Consider the following 24,515-nt stretch of genomic DNA (forward strand, 5'->3'; position numbering starts at 1 on the left):
GTGTCTCTTGAGCTACATTATTCGCCTTATAGACAGTTTTTGATGCTCCGGGGCTACAGTGACGACGCTTTCTGATATTGCCGAGATGCTCAAGGGGGCCCGCCGCGACGCGCGGCTGAGCCAGGACGAACTCGCACAGCGAGCAGGTGTTTCGCGCACGACCGTGGCGCGCATGGAGAACCTCTCCAAGGGCGACATGAGCGTGTCGGCGCTGGTGCGTCTGCTCGAAGCCTCCGGCTACGACCTGAAGCTGGTCAAGCCTGGGCACGTGCGCACGGTCGAGGACATCCTGGCCGAGCAGCGCCAAGGTGACTTGCCGTGAGGCTCGACGTCCAGGTCAGCGGAAGGACCGTTGCCCAACTCTATCGTGAGCGCGACGAGTATGTGCTGAAGTACCTGCGTGACACCGACGTGGCCGATTTCGTCAGCCTGACCATGCCGGTGCGTGACGAGGCTTGGCGCTGGCCGCGTGATCTGCATCCGTTCTTTCGCCAGAACCTGCCTGAGGGCTACCTGCTGAACATCATCCGCGAGGAGTTCGGGCCCCTGCTCGACGGCACAGACCTGTCTCTGTTGGCGGTGGTGGGCGGCACGGGCATCGGCCGCGTCACGGTCACGCCCGAAGGCGGCAAGCCCGGCCTGGAGATGGCGCCCCTGCAGATCGACAGCCTGCTGAAGGCGGACAACACCACTGAGCATTTCGCGTCGCTGGTGCGCCGCTATGCCCGGGCGTCGATCTCGGGCATGGTGCCCAAGTTCATTGCGCCCGAAGAGGCGTCCGACGAGGCCCTGGGACCGCTGGGCAAGCCCACGTTGCGAACCAGCCGTCACATCATCAAGGGTTCGGATGACAGCACGCCCTACCTGGGCTTCAACGAGTTTCACAGCATGCGCGTGTTGGAACGCCTGAACGTGGTGCCGGTGGCTCGCACCCGCATGTCCGACGATGGCCGGGTGCTGTTGGTCGAACGCTTCGACGTGGACGAGCAAGGCGCACCCACGCATGGGCTTGAGGATGCCTGTGGTCTGCTGGGTCTGCCCCCTCATGAGAAATACGCCACCACCACCGAGAAGGTACTCAACGCCACGCGCGCCTACCTGCCGCCGGCACAGGTGCGCGTCCAACTGGAGCGGTTCGGGTGGCACGTGCTGACCAACTACGTGGTGCGCAACGCCGACTGCCATGCCAAGAACATCGCGCTGTACTACACCGGGCTCGGCGACGTGGGCTTCACGCCGGTCTATGACATCGTGACCACGCAGGCCTACCCACGCTACGCGAACAACCCGCCGGGGCTGTCGATCGATGGCCGACAGACCTGGGCCGCCGGCAAGGCGCTGCAGCGTTTTTTCAGTGCGTGGCTTGGCATTTCGCCGCGGCATTGCGCCGACATGGTCGAGCGCCTGTGCGAATCGGCGGTGGAGGTCGGCAAGGAAGTGATCGAGGCGGCCAAGAACGAGCCATGCTGGCGCCCGGTCGCCAAGCAGATGGTGCATGCCTGGAATGAAGGCATGGCGTCGTTGCGTGACCCGAAGGCGAACGTGGCCGTGCGGGGCCTGGATGCTGCGATTGCCGCTGCCGGTTTCTCCGACCCCGAGCCTGCGGAGCAGACCTGCGTGACGATCGGCCGATCCGAACTGCTGGCCCCGCCCCGGCGCAAACGCTAGGGCGTGTTAACAATCAAGTAATCCAAATATAAGTACAAACCAGACTGAGAAACGACAGGTAGTTACGCGCCAGCTTTTCATAACGAGTTGCGATTCTTCGGAATTGCTTGATCCGATTAAAAAAACGCTCGACCAAATTGCGCTCCTTATACAGATGTCGATCATAACTTCGCTGCACCACACGATTGCGCCTGGGTGGAATGACCGCCGTCGCACCAGCGACCTGAATGCTGTCAATCAGGGCATCGGCATCGTAGCCCTTGTCAGCCAGTACCGCATCGGCTTTCAAGCCATCCGATTGCACACATCTTGAAGATTCGGCGGTAAGCTGTTGATTTTTCGAAGAGAAGATGGAACGGATGAGCTGGGCACAAGAGGAGTTCGCGGACCTGGACCTGGGCGACAAGCGCCTGAACCGGCGGCAGGTGAAACTGGCCGAGACCTTCAGCCGGCAGCCCACACCCAGCATCCCGGCTGCCTGCGGGGGCTGGGGCGACACCCGCGGTGCCTACCGCTTCTTTGCGCACGAGGACATTGACTGGCAGGACATCCTCAAGCCGCACTGGCAGGCCAGCGCCCAGCGCATGGCCGAGCACCCGGTGGTGCTGTGCCTGCAGGACACGACGGAGCTGGACTTCAACGGCCAGGGCATTGCCGGGCTGGGCCGGCTGAGCTACGACGCGCAGCGCGGGATGTACCTGCATCCGACCTACGCGATCACGCCCGATCGCGAACCGCTGGGCGTGATCGATGCGTGGATGTGGGCGCGTTCGGCCAAGAAGGGGCAGGCTGCGAGCGATGAGGTGCTGGAGAGCACGCGCTGGATCGAAGGCTACGAGCGCATCGCCGAGCAGGCGGCCAGCCTGCCTGGAACCCGGCTGGTCTATGTGGCCGACCGCGAAAGCGACCTGCTGGCGCTGATGCGCCGCGCTGCCGAATTGGGCCATCCGGCCGACTGGCTGGTGCGCGCCAAGCACAACCGGGTTCTGCCCGAAGACGGCAAGCTGTGGGCCACAGTGACAAGCGGCCACCCTCTGGGCCAGATCGTCTTCACCCACGCGCCGCGCGGCCAGCGCGCCCGGCGGGTGCACCAGACGGTGTGGGCCAAGTCGGTGCGGCTGGCCCAGGGCGTCACCGTGACCTGTGTGATCGCTCGCGAAGAACACCCGCCGAGCGGCGTCAAACCCATCGAATGGCGCTTGCTGAGCAACCGCCCAGCCGGCGACTTGCAGGCAGCCACGCAGTTGATCGAGTGGTACCGCGCCCGCTGGGAGATCGAACTGTTCTTTCACGTCGTCAAGAACGGCTGCCGGATCGAGGCACTGCAATTGAGCCGCATCGAGCGGCTCGAGCGCGCCATCGCCCTGTACCTGGTGATAGCCTGGCGCCTCGCGCGCTTGATGCGCCTGGGGCGCAATGGCCCGGATCTACCCGCCGAACTGTTCTTCGAGCCCGACGAATGGCGCGGCGTGCACTTCCTGCTCAAAAAGCCCATCCCCAAGCAGGCGCCGCGCCTGAACACCGTCATCCGGATGGTTGCCACGCTGGGCGGCTTTCTGGGGCGCAAGTGCGATGGCGAGCCCGGCGTGAAGACGTTATGGATCGGCATGCAGCGCGTGGCCGACTTCGCTGCCGGACTGGACTACGCCAGGGAAATCCAGGCGCTGTGAGATGTGTGCAATCGGATGCTTTCAAGCCTTCCAACAGCGACTTGGCTTGTGTAATATCGGCTACCTCGCCACCCGTGAGCAGCCAACGCACTGGGCTACCGAGCGCATCGACAACGACGTGAATCTTGCTCGTCCATCCACCACGCGAACGGCCTATTGCCTGTGGCCCCTCTTTTTTTTGGCACCAGCAGCGTGTTGATGTGCACGCACCACCGTAGTATCGATCATCAGCATTTTCAAATCTCTGTCGCCACTGACAATTTCGCAGACCCGCTGCCATACGCCCGACTCGCCCCAGCGCTTGAACCATCCGATTGCACACATCTTGAAGATTCGGCGGTAAGCTGTTGATTTTTCGAAGAGAAGATGGAACGGATGAGCTGGGCACAAGAGGAGTTCGCGGACCTGGACCTGGGCGACAAGCGCCTGAACCGGCGGCAGGTGAAACTGGCCGAGACCTTCAGCCGGCAGCCCACACCCAGCATCCCGGCTGCCTGCGGGGGCTGGGGCGACACCCGCGGTGCCTACCGCTTCTTTGCGCACGAGGACATTGACTGGCAGGACATCCTCAAGCCGCACTGGCAGGCCAGCGCCCAGCGCATGGCCGAGCACCCGGTGGTGCTGTGCCTGCAGGACACGACGGAGCTGGACTTCAACGGCCAGGGCATTGCCGGGCTGGGCCGGCTGAGCTACGACGCGCAGCGCGGGATGTACCTGCATCCGACCTACGCGATCACGCCCGATCGCGAACCGCTGGGCGTGATCGATGCGTGGATGTGGGCGCGTTCGGCCAAGAAGGGGCAGGCTGCGAGCGATGAGGTGCTGGAGAGCACGCGCTGGATCGAAGGCTACGAGCGCATCGCCGAGCAGGCGGCCAGCCTGCCTGGAACCCGGCTGGTCTATGTGGCCGACCGCGAAAGCGACCTGCTGGCGCTGATGCGCCGCGCTGCCGAATTGGGCCATCCGGCCGACTGGCTGGTGCGCGCCAAGCACAACCGGGTTCTGCCCGAAGACGGCAAGCTGTGGGCCACAGTGACAAGCGGCCACCCTCTGGGCCAGATCGTCTTCACCCACGCGCCGCGCGGCCAGCGCGCCCGGCGGGTGCACCAGACGGTGTGGGCCAAGTCGGTGCGGCTGGCCCAGGGCGTCACCGTGACCTGTGTGATCGCTCGCGAAGAACACCCGCCGAGCGGCGTCAAACCCATCGAATGGCGCTTGCTGAGCAACCGCCCAGCCGGCGACTTGCAGGCAGCCACGCAGTTGATCGAGTGGTACCGCGCCCGCTGGGAGATCGAACTGTTCTTTCACGTCGTCAAGAACGGCTGCCGGATCGAGGCACTGCAATTGAGCCGCATCGAGCGGCTCGAGCGCGCCATCGCCCTGTACCTGGTGATAGCCTGGCGCATCGCGCGCTTGATGCGCCTGGGGCGCAATGGCCCGGATCTACCCGCCGAACTGTTCTTCGAGCCCGACGAATGGCGCGGCGTGCACTTCCTGCTCAAAAAGCCCATCCCCAAGCAGGCGCCGCGCCTGAACACCGTCATCCGGATGGTTGCCACGCTGGGCGGCTTTCTGGGGCGCAAGTGCGATGGCGAGCCCGGCGTGAAGACGTTAGAGCATATTTGACTTAAAACCAAACAATTCATGATATGATGCGGCGTCTTTTTTCTGAAGGAGTATGCAATGCAAGCGTATTCGCAGGATTTGCGAGATAGGGTGCTGAAGGCGATAGAACAAGGAGATCGTCCTACCGATATTGCCAAGCGTTTTGAAGTCAGTCGAGTATGGGTGTACCAAGTCAAGACGCGTCTTGAAGAAGGTATTCGACATAGTTTCCAGATTGGCGGGCATCGGAAATCTTGCCTTGCTCCAGTGGAGCCTATGTTGCGGGAATGGATTAAAGACAGAGCGGATTTGACACTGCGCGAGATGTGCGAACGGCTGGCCGAGCATGGGATAACGATCAAAGCCCCAGCCCTATGGCACCAACTGAATAAATGGGGTTTGAGCTTTAAAAAAAACTCTGCACGCCAGCGAGCAAGAGCGTAAGGATGTGCAAGCGGATCGGGTTGCATGGAAGGAAAGCCAGCCAGCACTTGACGCAACAAAGCTTGTGTTCCTTGATGAGACGGGCACATCCACCAACATGACCCGCACACGAGGCCGTTCGCCGAAGGGACAGCGTTGCATAGCCAGTGTTCCACATGGTCACCGGAAAATCACCACCTTCATTGCCGGCTTGCGGGTAAACGCCGTGACCGCCCCAATGGTCTTGGATGGCCCTATGGATGGCGAAGCATTCCTGGCCTATATACAGCAATTTCTGTGTCCTACGCTGCACCCTGGTGATATCGTGATCGCTGATAATTTGTCCAGCCATAAAGTCTCTGGTGTGCGTGAGGCCATTGAGGGGGTTGGTGCAACATTGCGTTATCTTCCGCCTTACTCACCAGATTTGAACCCTATCGAAAAATTCTTTTCCAAACTGAAAGCCCTGCTCAGGCAAGCTGAACAGCGTACTGTCGATGGACTTTGGAATACCATCGGGCACCTGCTTGATTGTTTTACACCACAGGAATTGTCCAACTACTTTTCATCTTCTGGATATGTTTCTACTTAAATCAAAAATGCTCTATGGATCGGCATGCAGCGCGTGGCCGACTTCGCTGCCGGACTGGACTACGCCAGGGAAATCCAGGCGCTGTGAGATGTGTGCAATCGGATGGGTTTAGCCCCATCATCCAACCGCTCCAGGATTACACCCGTGAGCGTTTCTGCAGTCTCCGAAATCTTCACGACAGATCGAGGCTTTTGAGAGCGATCGTCGACGGTCTTCCAATTGCCGACTGGGGTCATTTGCGCATGCATAGGCATCGCCAGCGTCAAAGTGATTGCAGCGACCAAAATCTTGTTCATAAACTACTTCCATATACGCTCAGATCAAACCGCTCGCCCAAATGGCAACGACTACAGGCCCAAAACCGACGCAGTCATGAGCGCGCACGCTCGGCTAATGGTGAGGGCTCGCGAATACTGGCTCCCCATCTCCACCAATTTTGATCCTGGCTGCAAACCGAACAGGCTACAATGTAACACCTCGCAAAGTAAGCATTGGAATTCGCACAAGACACCTCACGTGAACAACATGCCGGAGAACAGTAGTGTCAGATTCAAGGACTTCGTCGCTGCTGCGACAGGCATTAGTGCCGCCCAATGCCGTTACCCTGACATCACTAGCGATTGCACTTGTGGCGATGTGGAAGCTGCCCTCGGCGGTGTGGCCGACCTGGTCCGTCATTGGTTGCATTGTGCTTGATGTTATGGATGGGCGGATCGCCCGCATGTCCAATCGCCCGAATGCGCTCGGCGCCCAGCTAGACAGTCTGGTCGACGTAGTGGCCTTTGGTGCGCTCCCTGCGCTACTGGTGCTGCACCACGCTGCTTCGACTGCATGGATGCTGCATGTCCCGACAGCAATACTTTTCATCGCTTGCGCAGCACTTCGACTTGCACGCTTCAACGCCAAGACCACTCAGGCACCTCAACGGTTTTTCACCGGCTTGCCCACTCCTGTAGCGGCCGGGCTTGTGGCCTCGGTGATCCTGGTGCTTCAGCGCAGCGACCAGGCTGGGCATGCGTCTGGGCCGTTGTCCGGTGGGGTCATCTGCCTGATAGCGGGCTTAGCGGCATGGCTAATGGTGACGAAGCTGCCGTTCCCAAGCTTTAAGACGAACGGTGGTGGTGCCGCTTCAACGACGCCGAAGCGACGAACGCTGATCGCCATCGTGGCGCTGATGTTCATCGGATTGTTCTTCCATCCCTCACTGACCCTCCTATTGACGTTTGCCGTCTATGCCGCCAGCGGCTGGGTGATACGGCGGAAGATGAACCAATTCATGGACCGGCTGGCCTATGCAAAGGCGGCGGCTTCCGGTACCGGGCGCATCGGGTGCCCGGCCGCCACCGAACACCTGGACCGCCCATGAACGAGCAAGCACTCGGCGCGGGCCCCGTCGTCTATTGCTCGGTGCCGGTAAGGGCACACGCTTCAATGCCGCGGGGACGAAGTTACTCGCACCGTTGCGGGGCCGTCCGCTTCTGGCCCATGTCGTCACCCACGTACGGGTCACTGGCCTGCCGATGCGGCTGGTACTCGACAGCACCGCGCCGCAGCCGCTGGTCGATCTGGCAGACCAGCTCACGCGCGAAGGCGAGATTGTCCAGAATCCCCTCGCCGCCAGAGGCATCGGCACTTCCATCGCTGCGGGCATGCATGCAACGAAGCAAGCCACGGGCTGGCTGGTGCTGCCAGCGGATATGCCCAACATCGGCTCGGACGTGATCACCCTTGTGGCGCAGGCCCTGGAAGACCCTCGCATCATGTCGGCCAGGCCGGTCTACCGTGGAACACCTGGGTACCCGTTGGGTTTCAGCCGGCGGTGCAACATTGACTGGAACACCTCCCTGATTGCCATGGGTCTAACACTGCTGAAAGCCAAGGCAGCCGGACGAGCACTTTTCGTCGAGACGCCTGGTGTGGTGCAAGACGTCGACCAGCCGTCGGACCTGGCCGCTCTCGAAGGGCCCGACGACACCACGCGCAATTCGTACCCCGAGGAGTCAACATGGCACACAGGCTCTCCCTCGTTGCCTGGCGCGCGCTGAAGCCTCATGCAGCCACCGCGGCGCGCTTGCTCGGTGCAGCCTTGATCGCTATGGCCGGCGGGCTGATCCTGCTGCCCGAATCAGCCGTCTTGCGCGCGACTTGGGTCGTGCTCTGTGGCGCCGTGGCGCTATACGGGGCCCACGTGCTGTTCGCGCTGGCAGGCATCCTTTTTGGTTTGCCGCCCGAGCTCCGGCGCAAACTCCAGCATCTGCTGGCCGGTGGTGCCATCACGGCTATCGGCTGGAGCATCGGCTCGAGCCTGGCCGTCACGATGATGTGCAGCGCGATGGTGGCGTGGCTCGTCTTCAGCAAGAGGCTGAAAGACGCACAGACTCTGAGGCATCTCACGATGAGCCGCCGCGACAGCCGGCAGACCCACGGCGAGATGCTGCTGCCGCTGGGCCTATTGCTGTCGCTGTGGGTCGCGGGTGGCACGACACCGGCCTGGTTCTTCGGCGCGCTGACCCTCACGCTCGCTGATGCGGCGGCGGCGTTGGTCGGCGTGCACATGGGGCGCATGCAGTATGGCGTGCACAGGGGGGCCGGGCAGAAGTCGGTCGAAGGCAACCTCGCCTTCTTCGCCGTGACGCTCATCCTCGGCTGGATAATCCTGCCCGATGCCGGCCTGGAAGCGCCCGCCACTGCGGTTCTGGCCTTGATGTCGGGAGCCGTGGTGCTCACGGTGCTGGAGTCGCTGTGCACCCATGGCCTCGACAATCTCCTGCTGCCGATGGCCGCGGTGCTGCTGGTCCAGCTGCCAGGGCTGCTGTCGTCGCAGGCCTTGCTCGGTGTCGCGATCGCCTCCCTGGCGCTGCTGGTGTGGATCGCCAAGCGTTCAAGCCGCCTGACACTATGACGACATCACTGTGCCGCACAACCTCCAATTCCATCATCAAATGGGCATTGCTCGGCGCGGCCAGCTATGCGCTAGCTGCGCTGCTTCACGAAGGTGTCGGACATGGGTTAGGCTGCTTGCTGGCAGGCGGCGACATCGAGCTGGTGACGTCGAGCTACCTTTCTTGCTCGCGGCGCGGTGCGCTGATCGATGTTGCCGGGCCAGTAGCCAATGCCATCGCCTTCGTCGCTTTCGCCGCCCTGGCATCGTGGGCCAAGTCTTATCGCAGGCCGGTGTCCCGCTTCGCGTCGGGGTTTTGCTGGCTTGAGGCCGCGTGGAACCTCTACTGGTTCACTGGCTACCTCCTTTACTCAGGCCTCACCGATCACGGAGACTGGAGTCTCATCGCGCAGAGCCTACCGATGGGCCCGTACCTCCTCATGGCCGCAGGGCTGCTTGCCACGATCCAGGGTATCCGATGGTTCCGCCGCAGCAATCCCTTCGGGCAGGCGAATACGCTGTTCGCCGCCTATGCCGGCGGCAGTGCCGCGGCCCTCTTTGCGGCGGCGTTCGACCCCGCAGGGTTCGTCGGCCTGTTACTCAGGGCCCCTCCAGCTGCGCCCCTGGCAGGGATCTGCCTGCTGCTCTCGGTGGACCGACACCATCGGTCGCCGATTGAGGATGGCGTGTCACGCCACGAAGCCGGCTTTCGCGACGTGGTGTGGCTCGGAGGGCTCGTCATCGGCACGCTGTTTTTCATCGGAGTCCTGGGACCTGGCTGGAGACCTTGAGGTGCGATTTCATGCGGCCCGCAACTCGGTGGCAGACCAGGCCCACGCCACCGAATTGATCATTACCACCGACTGGCCCTGATGCAGCAACCCCTGCCCGCTCATGGCTTCGAGCGTCAGCAGTGGATCGGCCGCCCCAGCATGTCCGAACGCGGACCTCGCATCGCGGCGCAGCCGCGCGGGATCGATGCCCAGCTCGTCCGCCATCAAGGCAAACGCCTTCGGGCGAAAGCTCTCCACGACGACGTGGTCGGCCTCGTGGAGGGCGAAGCCGGCCCGTTCACGAAATTGCTCGCCGAGACGCCGGAGGCAGCGCCGGGTTTCCTGCACGTACAGCACCGGGTGCTGCTCGACGGCGAACGCCACCGCGGCAAGCCGGTGGCTGGACAGCGACACGACGGTGCCGACTTCGAGGCCTCGCGCCGATGACGCGTCCACCAGAAAAGCCACCGCCAGATCACTGAGAACGGAGCTTCCGTTGCGCATCAGTCGAGGCACATGCGGCGGGTGGCGGTCGAACAGAGAGAGAAAAACGGCGGAAAGCGCGCCTGGAACGGCGACTTCCGGAGGGGCGTGCTCAAGAGGCCGAGGCGCGAAACCGCGCCAACACAGGGGGAACGGGCAAAAAAAATCCCAACCGGATAAGGGTTGGGATTTCACATTATGGTGGAGCTGGCGGGAATTGAACCCGCGTCCGTAAGCCTTTACCGGGCAGATCTACATGTTTAGCGGTCTGATTTGAGTCTCGCCACCATTGTCGCGCAGTCGCACGCTACACTGGCCGCCAGCACCCTATTTTCTTGCCCTGACCCAAGGTACCCGGATCAGGACCAGCCCATGTCATTATCCTTGCAGCCGGGAGGCGCTGATTGCTCAGAACCCCCTTGCCCAGCCCATCGGCCGACTGTTGCAAGGCTCGCTGGCAATTAAGCAGCGAGTGCGAAACGTTCGTCGTTTGCAGTTAGTTTTTCGAATCGAGATTTACGAGCGTGACCCAAGCTCGACATGCACCACGCCGGTTCCGAACCCACGTCGAAACCAGGGCAGCCCCAAGAGCCGTATTCTACACTGACGCGAGCAATTGCAAGAGCTCGGAGGGAAATTTAATTGCGGCATGTGCTCCCCAGTTCTGCACGGCGGTGTTGGCGCCCAGGTAGCCGTAAGTCGCCGCGACCGTGCCCATCCCGGCCGCGAGGCCGGCAGCGATGTCGCGCTCATCGTCACCCACGTAAATGCATTGTTCGGGCGACAGCTTCAAGCGCGCTGCCGCTTCCAGCAAGGGCGCGGGGTGTGGCTTGGCATGGGGCGTGGTGTCGCCACTGATGATCGCCGCCGCCGTGACGAACAGCGGGATGGTCCGGGTCAACGGTTCGGTGAAGCGGGCCATTTTGTTGGTGACGACACCCCAGGCCATGTTGCGGCACAACAACTGGTCGATCAGTTCCGGCACTTGCGCAAAGATGGTTGTGCGCTGCGTCAAGCATGCGCCGTAGTTCACGAAAAACTCTTCACGCAAGGCGGCAAACCCGGGATGGTCGGGGTTGATGCCAAAGGCTTCGCCCAACATGCCACGGGCGCCTGCCCCGGCCATGGGCCGATATTGCGCCAACGGCAAGGGGGGCAGGCCGCGATCGGTGCGCATTTTGTCGGCAGCAGCGCCCAGATCAGGGGCGCTGTCGATCAGCGTTCCATCCAGATCAAACAGGACTGCGCGGATGTGGTGAAACATGGGGCGCTTTCAGGCGATGCGCCGCGTTGCCAACAGGTAGTTCACGCCGGTATCCGCGCTGAGCCGGTAACGCTGTGTCAGCGGGTTGTATGCAAGCCCTTTGGCATGCTGTACATGCAGTCCTGCGCTGCGGCAACTGGCGGCCAGTTCACTGGGGCGGATCATCTTGGCGTATTCGTGCGTCCCGCGAGGCAGCAGGTTGAGTACATACTCTGCGGCCACGATGGCCTGCATGAATGCCTTGGCATTGCGGTTGAGGGTGGAGAAGAAGACCCAGCCGCCCGGTTTGACCAACGCGGAGCAGGCGTGCACTACGGATGCAGGCTCCGGCACATGTTCCAGCATTTCCATGCAGGTCACTGCGTCAAAACTTGCTGGCTGCTCTTGGGCCAGCGCTTCGGCACTGAGTTCCCGGTACTGGACATTTTTTGTCCCGGCATCCAGTGCGTGTAGTTGCGCCACACACAAGGACTTGGATGCCAAGTCGATGCCCAGCACATCCGCTCCCTTGCGGGCCATCGCGTCTGTCAATATCCCGCCACCGCAGCCTACATCGAGCACCCGCTTGCCGGACAGTTCGCACAAGCCATCGATCCAGTCGAGCCGCAGGGGGTTGATTTGGTGCAGTGGACGAAATTCGCCGTCCGGGTCCCACCAGCGATGGGCAAGTTCCGAGAATTTGGCCAACTCGGCCGGGTCTGCATTGACGGGTTCACTCATGCCGGTGATTGTCCATAAAAAAAGCCCCGTCGCCAGGGCTTTTTAGCCATTCAAGGATCGTTGAGGGGATTACTTGGAGGCGCGGGTGCCGACGACTTCGATTTCCACGCGGCGGTTTTTCGCACGGCCTTCGGACGTCTTGTTGTCGGCCACGGGTTGCTTTTCACCCTTGCCTTCGGTGTACACGCGGTTCTTTTCGATGCCTTTGGACACCAGGTAAGCCTTCACGGCTTCGGCCCGGCGTACCGACAGCCTCTGGTTGTAGGCGTCAGTGCCCACGGAGTCGGTATGGCCGACCGCAATGATCACTTCCAGGTTGATGTCCTTGACTTTGGAAACCAAGTCGTCGAGCTTGGCCTTGCCTTCCGGCTTGATCACTGATTTGTCGAAGTCGAAGAATGCGTCGGTGGCGTAGGTGACCTTGGTCGCCACAGCAGGGGCAGGGGTCGAGGCGGAAGCTGTCGCGGGGGTTTGGCCGGCAGCAGCAGGAGACGAGGAGGAAGAAGCCGCAGACGCCGGCGCGGCTTTTTGCGCGGCTGCAGCCGCCGCTGCCGCAGCAGTCGTAGCGGGGGTCGCTGCGGCAGCAGCAGCAGCGGCAGTGGTGGCGATCGCACTGTCGCAGCCGGCAGAGGCGGTTGCAGGTGTCCAGTTGGCGTTGCGCCAGCAGTGTTCGTTGCTGCCGTTCTTCCAAGCCAGTTGGCCGGAAGCGTCTCTCCAGTTGTCGGCGGATTGGGCGCCAGCGGCGGCGGCAAGCGTAGCGGAGGCAAACAACATTGCCACTTTGTTCAGCTTCTTCATGGTTCTCCTCTTGGGGGATAAAAGCCGCAGCCTGTGCTGCGAATAAAGTCGCCCGGGGTGACCACCACTCCAAGCGTTTGAGCGATTGTGCCATAAGGCCGCAGAGCACAGTTGTGACGCCGGCGCAGGGCAGGGAGGACGAAACCTGGATTGCTTCCATTTGTTGCATGGCCGCTACATGGTCTTGCCCCTAGAATGGCTCTCTTTTGCCGCCCCCACCGTCCCGATGACGTGCCCATGACCCAGTTTGCCAAAGAAACCCTGCCGATCAGCCTCGAAGAGGAGATGCGGCGCAGTTACCTCGATTACGCGATGAGCGTGATTGTGGGCCGGGCCTTGCCCGATGCGCGCGATGGTTTGAAGCCGGTGCATCGCCGGGTGCTTTTTTCGATGCATGAGTTGCACAACGATTGGAACCGCCCGTACAGAAAATCGGCCCGCGCCGTCGGTGACGTGATGGGTAAGTACCATCCTCACGGCGATACTGCGATCTACGACACCATCGTGCGCATGGCGCAGAGTTTTTCCCTGCGCCACATGCTGATCGATGGCCAGGGCAATTTCGGCTCCGTCGACGGCGACAACGCTGCGGCCATGCGTTACACCGAAATCCGTTTGGCCAAGATTGCCCACGAGATGTTGGCCGACATCGACAAGGAGACCGTCGATTTCGGCCCGAACTACGACGGTAACGAAAAAGAGCCGCTGGTCCTGCCCAGCAAACTGCCCAATTTGCTGGTCAATGGCTCGGCGGGTATCGCCGTGGGCATGGCCACCAACATCCCGCCGCATAACCTCAATGAGGTGGTGGACGCCTGTCTGCACCTGCTGCACCACCCGGATGCGTCGATCGACGAGTTGATGGAGATCATCCCGGCGCCCGATTTCCCCACGGCCGGCATCATCTACGGCATCAATGGCGTCAAGGATGGCTACCGTACCGGCCGCGGCAAGGTGGTGATGCGTGCCAAGTGCCATTTCGAGGACATCGACCGCGGCCAGCGCCAGGCGATCATCGTCGACGAGTTGCCCTACCAGGTCAACAAGAAGACGCTGCAAGAGCGCATGGCGGAACTGGTGCATGAGAAAAAACTCGACGGCATCAGCCATATCCAGGACGAGTCCGACAAGTCGGGCATGCGTCTGGTGATCGAGCTCAAGCGTGGCGAAGTCCCCGAGGTGGTGCTGAACAATCTGTACAAGCAGACGCAGTTGCAGGACACCTTCGGCATGAATATGGTGGCGCTGATCGATGGTCAGCCCCGCCTGTGCAATCTCAAGGATCTGGTCAGTGTCTTTTTGCAGCACCGCCGCGAAGTGGTGACGCGCCGCACGGTGTTCGAGCTGCGCAAGGCGCGCGAGCGGGGCCATGTGCTCGAAGGCTTGGCCGTGGCGCTGGCCAACATCGACGACTTCATTGCCATCATCCGCAACGCCCCCACCCCGCCGGTGGCCAAGGCCGGACTGATGGCGCAGTCCTGGGACAGCCAACTGGTGCGCGAGATGCTCACCCGCACCCGTGCCGATGGCGCGCAGGTCAATGCCGACGACTACCGCCCCGAGGGCCTGGACCAGGAGTTGGGCATGGGTCGGGACGGCCGCTACCGCCTGTCGGACACGCAGGCCCAGGAAATCCTGCAGATGCGCCTGCAGCGTCTGACCGGCCTGGAGCAAGACAAGATCGTGGCCGAGTACAAGGACGCGATGGATGTCGTCGACGATCTGCTGGACATTCTGGCCAAGCCCGAGCGCGTGTCCATCATCATTGGCCAGGAACTGGCCGCGATCAGGCAGGAGTTCGGCCAGCACAAGCTGAGCGCGCGCCGCAGCATCATCGAGCACAGTGCGCAAGACCTGTGCACCGAGGACCTGATCACGCCTACCGACATGGTGGTCACGCTCAGCCACACGGGCTACATCAAGAGCCAGCCGCTGGGCGAATACCGCGCCCAAAAGCGCGGCGGGCGCGGCAAGCAGGCCACGGCCACCAAGGAAGACGATTGGATCGACCAACTCTTCATCGCCAATACGCACGACTACATCCTGTGCTTTTCCAACCGTGGCCGCCTGTACTGGCTCAAGGTCTGGGAGGTGCCGGCAGGCTCGCGCGGCTCGCGCGGCCGCCCGATCGTGAACATGTTTCCGCTACAGGACGGCGAGAAGATCAACGTGGTGCTGCCCCTGACGGGCGCCATGCGCAGCTTTCCGGCAGACCGCTATGTGTTCATGGCCACCAGCATGGGCACGGTCAAGAAGACGGCGCTCGACGAATTCAGCAACCCGCGCAAGGGCGGCATCATTGCCGGCCATCTCGATGATGGCGATTACCTGATCGGCGCCGCGCTGACCGACGGCCAGCATGATGTGATGCTGTTCAGCGATGGCGGCAAGGCCGTGCGCTTCGATGAGAACGATGTGCGTCCGCTGAGCCGTCAGGCGCGCGGCGTGCGCGGCATGCTGCTGGAAGAAGGGCAGAGCGTGATCGCGATGCTGGTGGCCGAAGACGAAACGCAGAGCGTGCTGACCGCCACCGAAAACGGCTATGGCAAGCGTACCGGCATCGTCGAATACACCCGCCATGGTCGCGGCACCAAGGGCATGATTGCGATCCAGCAAAGCGGGCGCAACGGCAAGGTGGTGGCCGCCACCCTGGTGCACGCCGATGACGAGATCATGCTGATCACCGACAAGGGGGTTCTGGTGCGCACCCGGGTCTCGGAAATCCGCGAACTCGGCCGCGCCACGCAGGGGGTGACGCTGATCGCACTGGACGAAGGCGCCAAGCTCAGCGGCCTGCAGCGCATCGTCGAAAACGATGCCAACGTGGCCGATGCACCCATCGATGCACCCGCCAATGCCGAAGGCAGCGCGGACGACGGCGCGCCCGATGCCTGACCCTCCGGGATGCCATCGATGCCATCTTCGCGCCGTATACGCTATCAAATGTGAAGCGCAACGAGCTCATGAAACAAGCGCCCGCCGCCTTTTATGCACCATCCATGAAACGCCCTTACAACTTTTCTGCCGGCCCGGCTGCGATTCCCGCCGAAGTTCTGGAGCAAGCTGCTGCCGAGATGCTCGACTGGCATGGCTGTGGCATGGGCGTGATGGAGATGAGCCACCGCGGCAAGGAGTTCCGCTCGATCTGCGAGCAGGCGCAGGCCAAGCTGCGCGAGTTGCTGGCGGTGCCGGCGCAGTTCAAGATCTTGTTCATGCAGGGCGGTGGTCTGGCGGAAAACGCCATCGTGCCGCTGAACCTGTCGCGTGCCGGGACGGTCGATTTCGTGGTCACGGGCAGTTGGAGCCAGAAGTCGCAGCAAGAGGCGCGCAAATACGCAGCGCAAGTCAACGTCGTGGCCTCCAGTGAAGACACCGGCTTTACCAGCCTGCCCGACCCCGCGACCTGGACCCTGAGCCGGGGGGCGAGCTACCTGCATCTTTGCAGCAACGAGACCATCAACGGCGTCGAGTTCCAGCAATTGCCGGATCTGCAGGCGCTGGGCAGCGATGCCCCGTTGGTGATCGACTTCTCCTCGCATGTCGCCTCGCGCCCTGTCGACTGGTCGCGCGTTGGCCTGGCCTTTGGCGGCGCGCAAAAGAACCTGGGCCCTGCGGGCCTGACGCTGGTGGTCGTGCGCGAAGACCTGCTCGGCCACGCCCTGCCGGCCTGTCCCAGCGCCTTCGACTACCGGACGGTGGCCGAGCATCAGTCGATGTACAACACCCCCCCGACCTGGGGGATCTACATCGCGGGTCTGACCTTCGAGTGGCTGGGGCGCCAGCGGGAAGGGCCGTTCAGCGGCATCGCCGCGATGGAGCAACGCCATATCGCCAAAGCCCAACTGCTCTACGACGCGATCGACAACTCCGGGCTGTACCTGAACAAAGTGGTGCCCCACTGCCGCTCGCGGATGAATGTGCCGTTCTTCCTGCGCGACGAGAGTCGCAACGACGATTTTCTGGCCGGGGCCCGCGAACGGGGTCTGTTGCAGCTCAAGGGCCACAAGTCGGTGGGAGGCATGCGCGCGAGCATCTACAACGCCATGCCGCTGGCTGGCGTGCAGGCGCTGGTGGACTACATGCGAGAATTTGAGCAAAAGCGGGCCTGAGAGCTCGTTGCCAGTGGTTGCAAGCGCCCGCGCAGCCTCCCTTGCCACGCACAGCCTCCATTGCCGCCACCATCCATGAACCATCCGCAAGCCTCACCCGACCTGTCCAGCCTGCGCGTGCAGATCGACCATATCGACCAGCAACTGCTCGCGCTGCTGAACCAAAGGGCCTTGGTGGCCGAGCGGGTGGGCGAGGTCAAAAAGCGCGAAGGCACGCCCTTTTTTCGCCCCGACCGTGTGGCGCAGGTGATAGAAAAAATACAGACCACCAACCCCGGTCCGCTCAAAAGCCCGCATGTGGCCGCCATCTGGCGCGAAATCATGTCGGCCTGCCTGGCGCTGGAATCGCCGCAGCGCGTGGCCGTGCTGGGGCCGCAAGGCACCTTCTGCGAGCAGGCGGCGATCGGTTTTTTTGGCGGCGCCGCCGACCTGATGTACTGCGCCAACTTCGATGAAGTCTTCCACGCCACGGCCGCCGGCAGCGCCCAATACGGCGTGGTGGGGGTGGAGAACTCCACCGAAGGCGTGGTCACACGCTCGCTCGATCTGTTCCTGCACACCCCCACGCATGTGGTGGGCGAAGTCAGCCTGCTGGTGCGCCACAACCTGCTGCGCACCAGCCATTCGCTCGATGGCATCCATGCCGTGCTGGCCCACCCGCAGGCGCTGGCGCAATGCCAGGCCTGGCTGTCCAGGCACCTGCCGCATGCCGAGCGCCGCCCGGTATCGAGCAATGCCGAAGGTGCCCGCCTGGCCACCACCGACCCGGCCTGGGCCGCCTTGTCGAGCGAGCGGGCGGCGACGCAATTTGGCCTGCACATCGTGGCCCACGCGATTCAGGACGATGCCTACAACCGCACGCGCTTTGCCATCATCTGCCTGCCGCACACGCTGCCGACGCCGCCGCCCTCGGGCAAGGATTGCACCAGCCTGGTGGTGTCGGTGCCGAACCGGCCCGGCGCGGTGCATGATCTGCTGGTGCCGCTCAAGACCCATGGCGTGTCGATGACGCGCTTCGAATCCCGCCCGGCCCGCACCGGCCAGTGGGAGTATTACTTCTACATCGACCTCGACGGCCATCCCGCACAGCCCCCTGTGGCGCGGGCGCTGGAAGAACTGCGCAGCCTGTGCGCGTTCTACAAGGTTCTGGGTGCCTACCCGGTGTCCACCTGAGGAGCCGTCGCCATGTTCGAACAATTGGGACTGATAGGCTGCGGGCTCATGGGCGGCTCGTTCGCGCTGGCCATGAAAAAGACCGGCCTGGTCAAGCGCGTGGTGGGCTACAGCAAGTCGCCCTCGACCACCGACCGCGCCCGCCGGCTGGGGGTCATCGATGTCGAGGCGCCGTCGGCCTTGATGGCGGTCTCGGGCGCCGACATCGTGCTGGTGGCCGTGCCGGTGGCCGCTACCGAGGCCACGCTCAAAGCCATCAAGCATCTGGTCACGCCGCAGATGCTGATCATGGATGTCGGCTCGACCAAGGCCGACGTGGTGCAGTCTGCGCAACGCGCGCTGCGCGACCAGGTCGGCTCGTTCGTGCCGGCGCATCCGATCGCGGGCAGCGAGGTCTCGGGCGTCGAGCATGCCGATGCCGATCTCTACAACGGACGCCAGATCATATTGACCCCGACCGAACTCACCCACACTGACCAAGTGGAACGCGCCACCCACCTCTGGCAGGCGCTCGGCTGCCGTGTGACCCGACTGTCGCCGCAGGCGCATGATGGCGCCTTCGCCGCTGTCAGCCACCTGCCCCATGTGCTGGCTTTTGCCATGATGAACAGCATCATCGGGCAAGACCATGGCGACGATTTCCTGTCGCTCGCCGGCCCCGGCTTTCGCGACTTCACCCGCATCGCGGCCAGCGACCCCAAGATGTGGCGCGACATATTGCTGTCCAACCGGCATGAACTGATCGTCCAGTCGAGACGGTTCCGGCAGGCGCTGCACGATATCGAGCAGGCCATGGAAAAAGGCCATGCCCAGTCTCTGGAAGACCTGCTGACCCTGGCCAGCGAAGCCCGCGCCCACTGGCGCATGGGCGCACAGAAAACGGCCAAGCTGCGCTCCTCCCCCGTAGACCCGTAGCCCCCCGTAGCCCGCAGACCACCGCGCCATGTACAGCACCGCCTTCATTGACCTTCCCGCATTGGATGCGGCAGCCGGCGAGGTCCGGTTGCCCGGCTCCAAGAGCATTTCCAACCGGGTGCTGCTGCTGGCCGCGCTCAGCAACGGCACCACCACCGTGCATCAACTGCTGGCGTCCGACGACACCCGCGTGATGCTCGACGCATTGCGCCAGATCGGCTGCGCCGTCGATGAAGCGGGCAGCAGCGTGCACATCACGGGCCTGGGCGGCCGCGCCCCGCGCGCACCGGCCAAACTCTTTCTGGGCAATGCCGGCACCGCGATGCGCCCGCTGACGGCAGCGCTGGCTCTGCTCGGCGGCGAGTTCGAGCTCTCGGGCGTGGCGCGCATGCACCAGCGCCCGATCGGTGATCTGGTCGATGCGCTGCGCCAACTCGGTTGCCGGATCGACTACCTCGGCAACGACGGCTACCCGCCGCTGCGCATCGCACATGCCGCATGTGCCCCGGCCCCGGATGTTCCGGCCCTGGTCCCGGGCGTCCCGCCCCTGGCGTTGGCCGAACCGATCCGCGTTCGTGGCGATGTCTCCAGCCAGTTTTTGACCGCCTTGCTGATGGCGTTGCCGCTGGCGGCCGGCAGACAAAGCATCGTGATCGAAGTCTTGGGCGAGTTGATCTCCAAGCCCTATATCGCAATCACCCTGGAACTGCTGGCCCGCTTCGGCATCGTGGTCGAGCGCCAGGGCTGGCAGCGGTTCACGATTGCCGCAGGCAGCCGCTACCAGTCGCCGGGCAGCATCCATGTCGAGGCAGACGCCTCATCGGCCAGCTATTTCATCGCGCTGGGCGCCATTGCCTCTGGCGCCGGTGGCCCGAACGGCGCCCAGGGCATCAGGATTGCCGGTCTGGGCCTGGATTCGATACAGGGCGACATCCGCTTCGTCGAAGCCGCCCGGGCGATGGGCGCCGTGGTGACCGGCGGCCCCCATTGGCTGCATGTCCAGCGCGGAGCGCCCGGACAGGGATGGCCGCTCAAGGCCATCGACATCGACTGCAACCACATCCCGGACGCCGCGATGACCCTGGCCGTGATGGCGCTGTACGCCCAGGGCAGCAGCCGCTTGCGCAACATCGCCAGTTGGCGCGTGAAGGAGACCGACCGCATCGCCGCCATGGCCGCCGGGCTGCGCCAACTCGGCGCCAGCGTCGAGGAAGGCGCAGACTTCATCCGCATCACCCCACCGCCACGGACCGAGGACTGGAAAGCCGCCAGCATCGACACCCATGACGACCACCGCGTGGCCATGTGCTTCGCACTGGCGGCCTTCAACCCCGCCGGCTTGCCGATCCGCATTCAGGATCCGAAATGCGTGGCCAAGACCTTCCCGGACTACTTCGAGGCCCTGTTCTCGGTCGCGCAACTGGCGGCCGAGCGCATTCCGGTGATCTGCATCGACGGCCCCACGGCCTCGGGCAAAGGAACGCTGGCCGCCGCGCTGGCCCGGCAACTGGGCTACCGCTTCCTGGACTCGGGCGCGCTCTACCGCATCACCGCGCTGGTCGCGCTGCGGTCGGGTCTGCGGATCGACGCCGGGCACGAAGAGCGCATCGCCGCGCTGGCCCGAACGCTGCCCGTGCGCTTCGAAAGCGACCGGGTGTTGCTGGGCAGCGATGACTTGACCGAGGCCATCCGCAGCGAAGAGGTCGGCATGAACGCCTCCCGCGTATCGGCCCTGCCCGCCGTGCGCGCGGCCCTGGTCGCGCTGCAACACAGCTTTCGGCGCCTGCCCGGGCTGGTGGCCGATGGCCGCGACATGGGCACGGTGATCTTCCCGGCCGCAGCGCTGAAGGTCTACCTGACGGCAAGCCTCGCCTGCCGTGCGGAGCGCCGTTATAAGCAGTTGATTTCAAAGGGTTTTTCAGCTAACATCGCGGATCTTTGCGCAGACTTGCAAGAGCGCGATGCGCGCGATGGCACGCGCAGCGTCGCGCCGCTCAAGCCCGCGCAGGACGCTCTGCTGCTGGACAACTCCTGCCAGACGATGGATCAAACCGTCGCCTTGGTGTTGGCTTGGTGGCAAGAGAAGCAGTTTGGTGCCGTTTCTGCGCCAGGGCGACAGCCCGGCGCCGTGACCGCGCCGGGCTGAAACCATGCGGGGCCGCAAGGCCCCGCGCAACAGTCCCACGCAGTCGCGCATAGCGCTGTGTGGATCATTCACCCGACCTGCGGTCGATCCGCAAAAAAACCACCGCAAGCAGCTATAAAAACAGTCGCAATGGTGTGGCTGGAATCCTGTTTGTGGCAAGGAAACACATGTCCGAATCTTTTGCCGCCCTGTTTGAAGAATCCCTGCAACGCACGGAAATGCGTCCGGGCGAAGTCATCACCGCCGAAGTCATGCGCGTGGAACACAACTTCGTCGTGGTCAACGCCGGCCTCAAGTCCGAAGCCTACGTGCCGCTGGACGAGTTCAAGAACGACAAGGGCGAGGTCGAAGTCCAAGTGGGCGACTTCGTGTCGGTGGCCATTGGCTCGATCGAAAACGGCTACGGCGACACCATCCTGTCGCGCGACACCGCCAAGCGCCTGGCCTCCTGGATGAGCCTGGAAAAGGCACTGGAATCGGGCGAATTCGTCACTGGCACGACCAGTGGCAAGGTCAAGGGCGGCCTGACCGTGCTGGTCAACGGCATCCGCGCCTTCCTGCCCGGCTCGCTGATCGATACCCGTCCGATCAAGGATCTGACGCCGTATGAAAACAAGACCATGGAATTCAAGGTCATCAAGCTCGACCGCAAGCGCAACAACGTGGTGCTCAGCCGCCGCGCGGTGGTCGAAGCCTCGATGGGCGAAGAGCGCGCCAAGCTGATGGAAACCCTCAAGGAAGGCTCCATCGTCCAGGGCGTGGTCAAGAACATCACCGAATACGGCGCGTTCGTCGACTTGGGCGGCATCGACGGTCTGCTGCACATCACCGACATGGCCTGGCGCCGCGTGCGTCACCCCTCCGAAGTGGTGACGGCCGGTCAGGACATCACGGCCAAAATCCTCAAGTTCGACACCGAAAAGAACCGCGTCTCGCTGGGCCTCAAGCAAATGGGCGACGACCCCTGGCTGGGCGTGAGCCGCCGCTACCCCCAAGGCACGCGCCTGTTCGGCAAGGTCACGAACATTGCCGACTACGGCGCCTTCGTCGAGCTCGAACCCGGCATCGAAGGCTTGGTGCATGTCTCCGAAATGGACTGGACCAACAAGAACATCGCTCCGGCCAAACTGGTGACGCTGGGCGACGAAGCCGAAGTCATGGTCCTGGAAATCGACGAAGACAAGCGCCGCATCAGCCTGGGCATGAAGCAGTGCAAGGCCAACCCATGGCAGGAATTCGCCCAAAACACCAAGCGCGGCGACCGCGTCAAGGGCCCCGTCAAATCGATCACCGACTTTGGCGTGTTCGTGGGCCTGGCCGCCGGCATCGACGGCCTGGTGCACCTGTCCGACCTGTCGTGGAGCGAACCCGGTGAAGCCGCAGTCCGCAACTACAAGAAGGGCCAGGAAGTGCAGGCCATCGTGCTGGCCGTGGATGTAGACCGTGAGCGCATCTCGCTGGGCATCAAGCAACTCGACGGCGACCCCTTCACGACCTTCGTGACCGTCAACGACAAGGGCCAGACGGTGACCGGCAAAGTCAAGACCGTGGATGCCCGTGGCGCAGAAATCGAGATCGGCCAGGACATCATCGGCTACCTGCGCGCATCGGAAATCTCCCGCGACCGCGTGGAAGACGCCCGCAACGTGCTCAAGGAAGGCGACGAAGTCACGGCCGTGGTGGTCAACATCGACCGCAAGACGCGCAACATCCAGTTGTCGATCAAGCAAAAGGACATGGTGGACCAGCAAGAGGCAATGCAGAACCTGTCGCAACAATCGAGCCGCGAAAGCGCCGGCACGACCAGTCTGGGCGCCTTGCTGCGTGCCAAGCTGGACAACAACCAGGACAAGTAAGCCGCCAGGCGCGCATCCGGCGGGCGCCTCGTGCGCCCGCGCTTCTTTCACAAAGAGCCATGCCCCAAGATTCCATGACCCGCTCGGACCTCGTCGAAGAACTGGCTGCGCGCTTGACGCATCTGACGCGCCATGATGCCGAATCCGCCGTCAAGGCCATTCTCGACGCCGTGGGCCAGGCCCTGGTGCGGGGGCACCGCATCGAGATCCGGGGCTTTGGCAGCTTCTCGGTCAGTCACCACCCGCCCCGCATGGGCCGCAACCCCCGCAGCGGCGAAGCGGTCGCGATTCCGCAAAAGCGTGTGCCGCACTTCAAACCCGGCAAAGCCTTGCGCGAAGCGGTGGACAAGCGCACCAGCGAAATGCAGGCCGAGGCCCGGGGCGAGACCGAGGCTTGAAGCCCGGCGCCTCAGTCGAGTTGGCTCATCGCGTCGTCGATCGCATCCACCATTTCATATCTGACACTTTTCATAAAGGTAAGCGCATCGCGCACCGTATGCGCCTGCCAGCCGGTGGCCTCGAGAATTTGCCGGACGGTCGCGCCTTCGGGGCGCTGGATCGGCTTGCTTGCTATCCGCCCGCGAGCGCGGCTTGGCCCACGTTGCTTCGGCGGCGGTGACGGCGGCCTTCAGTTTCGCGTCATTCGGCGCGGGCGGCGCGCCTTCGGCGTTGGCGATGATCTGGTCGAGTTTGGCCTCGAACTTGCCGATGCGCGTCTTGCTGACGCCGGGGCGTGGGACGCCGAGGGCGTCGTAGCCTCCGGCGGCGACCAACCACTGCGCTTGCGCACCTGCCGGATGAGTTCGCGTTTGGCGAGGTCATCTAGCACCTTCTGGCGTGCGCAGCCCTTGATGTGCTCGGGGAACCATTCGACCCGGCCTTCGGTGTGGCCGATGGCGTGGGCGAGGATGGCGTGCTGGGCCGGGGTCAGGGAAATGCTGCTCATGGCGTGCTCCTTCAAGGATGGGTGATTGGGAGCACGATGAACACGCTGTTCGGCGAGGAAGCCAAGCAGAAACTGATGCTCCAGACGGCCCCTTCCTGTATGCCAGCCTGATAAACTGATAGTCATCCTTCTTTCGCCAGTCCATCGAAGATGAAGCGTTGCATTGTCGGCATCCGCCGTCCCGAAGATCGGAGCCGTCCTGCCGCTGGGCATGGGCAGCCGTCCGTCTGGTTTCCCTCGATGCCCACGCTGGCGGCGGTGCTGTCCGAGAACAACCGGGCACTGCTGCGCTTGATCCGCGACCGGCGGCCCAAGTCGCTGACGGCGCTGGCCGAGCTGACTGGGCGGCGCGTGCCCAACCTGTCGCGCTCACTGCGGATGATGGAAGGCTATGGTCTGGTCAAGCTCAAGCGCGACGGGTACGGCGTGGAGCCGGTGGCGTTGGCAACCGAATTTCTGGTAGTGCTGAACGACCCGGCACGCGAATAGGACA

23 protein-coding genes, 1 other RNA gene and 1 pseudogene are annotated in these 24,515 nt (G+C 63.2%); 17 read left to right on the forward strand and 8 right to left on the reverse strand.

From position 1 onward, the window contains the following. The first annotated feature begins 58 nt into the window (after window positions 1-58). Both VEIS_RS15080 and VEIS_RS15085 read left to right on the forward strand, forming a co-directional pair. On the forward strand, window positions 59-322 hold the full coding sequence (locus VEIS_RS15080; protein WP_011810830.1) for a helix-turn-helix domain-containing protein: 264 nt from the start codon (window positions 59-61) through the stop codon (window positions 320-322). Next, window positions 319-1,668, forward strand: coding sequence for a type II toxin-antitoxin system HipA family toxin (locus VEIS_RS15085; RefSeq protein ID WP_011810831.1), 1,350 nt, complete (start codon window positions 319-321; stop codon window positions 1,666-1,668). Before VEIS_RS15080 ends, VEIS_RS15085 begins: the two co-directional genes overlap by 4 nt. 13 nt (window positions 1,669-1,681) lie before the next feature. On the opposite strand, the gene VEIS_RS31185 is transcribed toward VEIS_RS15085, so the two are convergent. Then, window positions 1,682-2,137, reverse strand: a complete 456-nt coding sequence (locus VEIS_RS31185) for a transposase (RefSeq protein WP_157048537.1) — start codon at window positions 2,135-2,137, stop codon at window positions 1,682-1,684. Between VEIS_RS31185 and VEIS_RS15095 the strand changes: the two genes are divergently transcribed. From VEIS_RS15095 to VEIS_RS31665, 3 genes are all read left to right on the forward strand, one after another. After that, window positions 2,019-3,338, forward strand: coding sequence for an IS4 family transposase (locus tag VEIS_RS15095; protein ID WP_011810833.1), 1,320 nt, complete (start codon window positions 2,019-2,021; stop codon window positions 3,336-3,338). The genes VEIS_RS31185 and VEIS_RS15095 overlap by 119 nt on opposite strands. A gap of 366 nt (window positions 3,339-3,704) precedes the next feature. Continuing rightward, entirely contained in the window at window positions 3,705-4,964 is a 1,260-nt protein-coding gene (locus VEIS_RS15100) for an IS4 family transposase (protein ID WP_011810834.1), read from the forward strand. 57 nt (window positions 4,965-5,021) lie between these two features. Further along, window positions 5,022-5,958 (forward strand): IS630 family transposase gene (locus VEIS_RS31665; protein ID WP_407831813.1). Its coding sequence is split into 2 segments (ribosomal slippage): window positions 5,022-5,348 and window positions 5,350-5,958, totalling 936 coding nucleotides; the frame shifts between segments, so codons are not numbered across the junction. 59 nt (window positions 5,959-6,017) lie between these two features. Here VEIS_RS31665 and VEIS_RS15105 read toward each other — a convergent pair. Further along, window positions 6,018-6,254, reverse strand: coding sequence for a DUF2147 domain-containing protein (locus VEIS_RS15105; RefSeq protein WP_011810835.1), 237 nt, complete (start codon window positions 6,252-6,254; stop codon window positions 6,018-6,020). A 287-nt stretch (window positions 6,255-6,541) separates the two neighbouring features. On the opposite strand from VEIS_RS15105, the gene VEIS_RS24855 reads away from it, so the two are divergent. The 4 genes from VEIS_RS24855 to VEIS_RS15125 are packed head-to-tail and all read left to right on the forward strand — an operon-like array spanning window position 6,542 to window position 9,630. After that, window positions 6,542-7,324 carry a CDP-alcohol phosphatidyltransferase family protein gene (locus VEIS_RS24855; RefSeq protein WP_265259673.1) on the forward strand — a complete coding sequence of 261 codons (783 nt, stop codon included), beginning with the start codon at window positions 6,542-6,544 and terminating at the stop codon, window positions 7,322-7,324. A gap of 34 nt (window positions 7,325-7,358) precedes the next feature. Then, window positions 7,359-8,003 carry a nucleotidyltransferase family protein gene (locus VEIS_RS15115; protein WP_198137870.1) on the forward strand — a complete coding sequence of 215 codons (645 nt, stop codon included), beginning with the start codon at window positions 7,359-7,361 and terminating at the stop codon, window positions 8,001-8,003. After that, window positions 7,964-8,860: a diacylglycerol/polyprenol kinase family protein gene (locus VEIS_RS15120; RefSeq protein WP_011810837.1), complete on the forward strand. Its 897-nt coding sequence runs from the start codon at window positions 7,964-7,966 to the stop codon at window positions 8,858-8,860. Before VEIS_RS15115 ends, VEIS_RS15120 begins: the two co-directional genes overlap by 40 nt. Then, entirely contained in the window at window positions 8,857-9,630 is a 774-nt protein-coding gene (locus VEIS_RS15125; protein WP_011810838.1) for a hypothetical protein, read from the forward strand. The genes VEIS_RS15120 and VEIS_RS15125 overlap by 4 nt, the downstream gene beginning before the upstream one ends. A 9-nt stretch (window positions 9,631-9,639) precedes the next feature. On the opposite strand, the gene VEIS_RS15130 is transcribed toward VEIS_RS15125, so the two are convergent. The 5 genes from VEIS_RS15130 to ompA form a co-directional block, all read right to left on the reverse strand. Next, window positions 9,640-10,116 (reverse strand): 3-oxoacyl-[acyl-carrier-protein] synthase III C-terminal domain-containing protein, encoded by a 477-nt coding sequence (locus tag VEIS_RS15130; protein WP_041950078.1) that lies wholly within the window; start codon window positions 10,114-10,116, stop codon window positions 9,640-9,642. A gap of 178 nt (window positions 10,117-10,294) precedes the next feature. Beyond that, window positions 10,295-10,681: a transfer-messenger RNA gene (gene ssrA / locus VEIS_RS26510) on the reverse strand. Between the two features lie 12 nt (window positions 10,682-10,693). Then, window positions 10,694-11,359 carry an HAD-IA family hydrolase gene (locus VEIS_RS15135; protein ID WP_011810840.1) on the reverse strand — a complete coding sequence of 222 codons (666 nt, stop codon included), beginning with the start codon at window positions 11,357-11,359 and terminating at the stop codon, window positions 10,694-10,696. Window positions 11,360-11,368: 9 nt separating this feature from the next. After that, on the reverse strand, window positions 11,369-12,079 hold the full coding sequence (gene ubiG / locus VEIS_RS15140) for a bifunctional 2-polyprenyl-6-hydroxyphenol methylase/3-demethylubiquinol 3-O-methyltransferase UbiG (RefSeq protein WP_011810841.1): 711 nt from the start codon (window positions 12,077-12,079) through the stop codon (window positions 11,369-11,371). A gap of 69 nt (window positions 12,080-12,148) precedes the next feature. Beyond that, window positions 12,149-12,877 (reverse strand): outer membrane protein OmpA, encoded by a 729-nt coding sequence (ompA, locus tag VEIS_RS15145; RefSeq protein ID WP_011810842.1) that lies wholly within the window; start codon window positions 12,875-12,877, stop codon window positions 12,149-12,151. Between the two features lie 237 nt (window positions 12,878-13,114). Here ompA and gyrA point away from each other — a divergent pair, with 237 nt between their 5' ends. The 7 genes from gyrA to VEIS_RS15180 all read left to right on the forward strand — a co-directional run bounded on the left by gyrA (window position 13,115) and on the right by VEIS_RS15180 (window position 23,474). Then, window positions 13,115-15,772: a DNA gyrase subunit A gene (gene gyrA, locus VEIS_RS15150; RefSeq protein WP_041950079.1), complete on the forward strand. Its 2,658-nt coding sequence runs from the start codon at window positions 13,115-13,117 to the stop codon at window positions 15,770-15,772. Window positions 15,773-15,876: 104 nt separating this feature from the next. Further along, window positions 15,877-16,986 carry a 3-phosphoserine/phosphohydroxythreonine transaminase gene (serC, locus tag VEIS_RS15155; protein ID WP_041950909.1) on the forward strand — a complete coding sequence of 370 codons (1,110 nt, stop codon included), beginning with the start codon at window positions 15,877-15,879 and terminating at the stop codon, window positions 16,984-16,986. 75 nt (window positions 16,987-17,061) lie between these two features. Beyond that, a complete protein-coding gene (gene pheA / locus VEIS_RS15160; RefSeq protein ID WP_011810845.1) occupies window positions 17,062-18,159 on the forward strand; it encodes a prephenate dehydratase in 1,098 nt (365 codons plus the stop codon). A gap of 12 nt (window positions 18,160-18,171) precedes the next feature. Continuing rightward, a complete protein-coding gene (locus VEIS_RS15165) occupies window positions 18,172-19,074 on the forward strand; it encodes a prephenate dehydrogenase (protein ID WP_011810846.1) in 903 nt (300 codons plus the stop codon). Window positions 19,075-19,102: 28 nt separating this feature from the next. After that, the gene (locus tag VEIS_RS15170; RefSeq protein WP_011810847.1) at window positions 19,103-21,220 is read left to right on the forward strand and encodes a bifunctional 3-phosphoshikimate 1-carboxyvinyltransferase/cytidylate kinase; all 2,118 of its coding nucleotides are present in this window, start codon (window positions 19,103-19,105) and stop codon (window positions 21,218-21,220) included. A 167-nt stretch (window positions 21,221-21,387) separates the two neighbouring features. After that, window positions 21,388-23,076, forward strand: coding sequence for a 30S ribosomal protein S1 (gene rpsA, locus VEIS_RS15175; protein ID WP_011810848.1), 1,689 nt, complete (start codon window positions 21,388-21,390; stop codon window positions 23,074-23,076). A gap of 14 nt (window positions 23,077-23,090) precedes the next feature. Next, the gene (locus VEIS_RS15180) at window positions 23,091-23,474 is read left to right on the forward strand and encodes an integration host factor subunit beta (protein WP_265259903.1); all 384 of its coding nucleotides are present in this window, start codon (window positions 23,091-23,093) and stop codon (window positions 23,472-23,474) included. An 11-nt stretch (window positions 23,475-23,485) separates the two neighbouring features. Here the strand turns inward: VEIS_RS15180 and VEIS_RS26515 are convergent. Continuing rightward, window positions 23,486-24,022 (reverse strand): annotated as a pseudogene (locus VEIS_RS26515) (DUF3489 domain-containing protein). A 150-nt stretch (window positions 24,023-24,172) separates the two neighbouring features. Between VEIS_RS26515 and VEIS_RS15190 the strand changes: the two are divergent. After that, on the forward strand, window positions 24,173-24,511 hold the full coding sequence (locus VEIS_RS15190) for an HVO_A0114 family putative DNA-binding protein (RefSeq protein WP_011810851.1): 339 nt from the start codon (window positions 24,173-24,175) through the stop codon (window positions 24,509-24,511). Window positions 24,512-24,515: the final 4 nt, after the last annotated feature.

Source organism: Verminephrobacter eiseniae EF01-2, assembly GCF_000015565.1.
In the GTDB taxonomy this organism is placed as follows: domain Bacteria; phylum Pseudomonadota; class Gammaproteobacteria; order Burkholderiales; family Burkholderiaceae_C; genus Acidovorax; species Acidovorax eiseniae.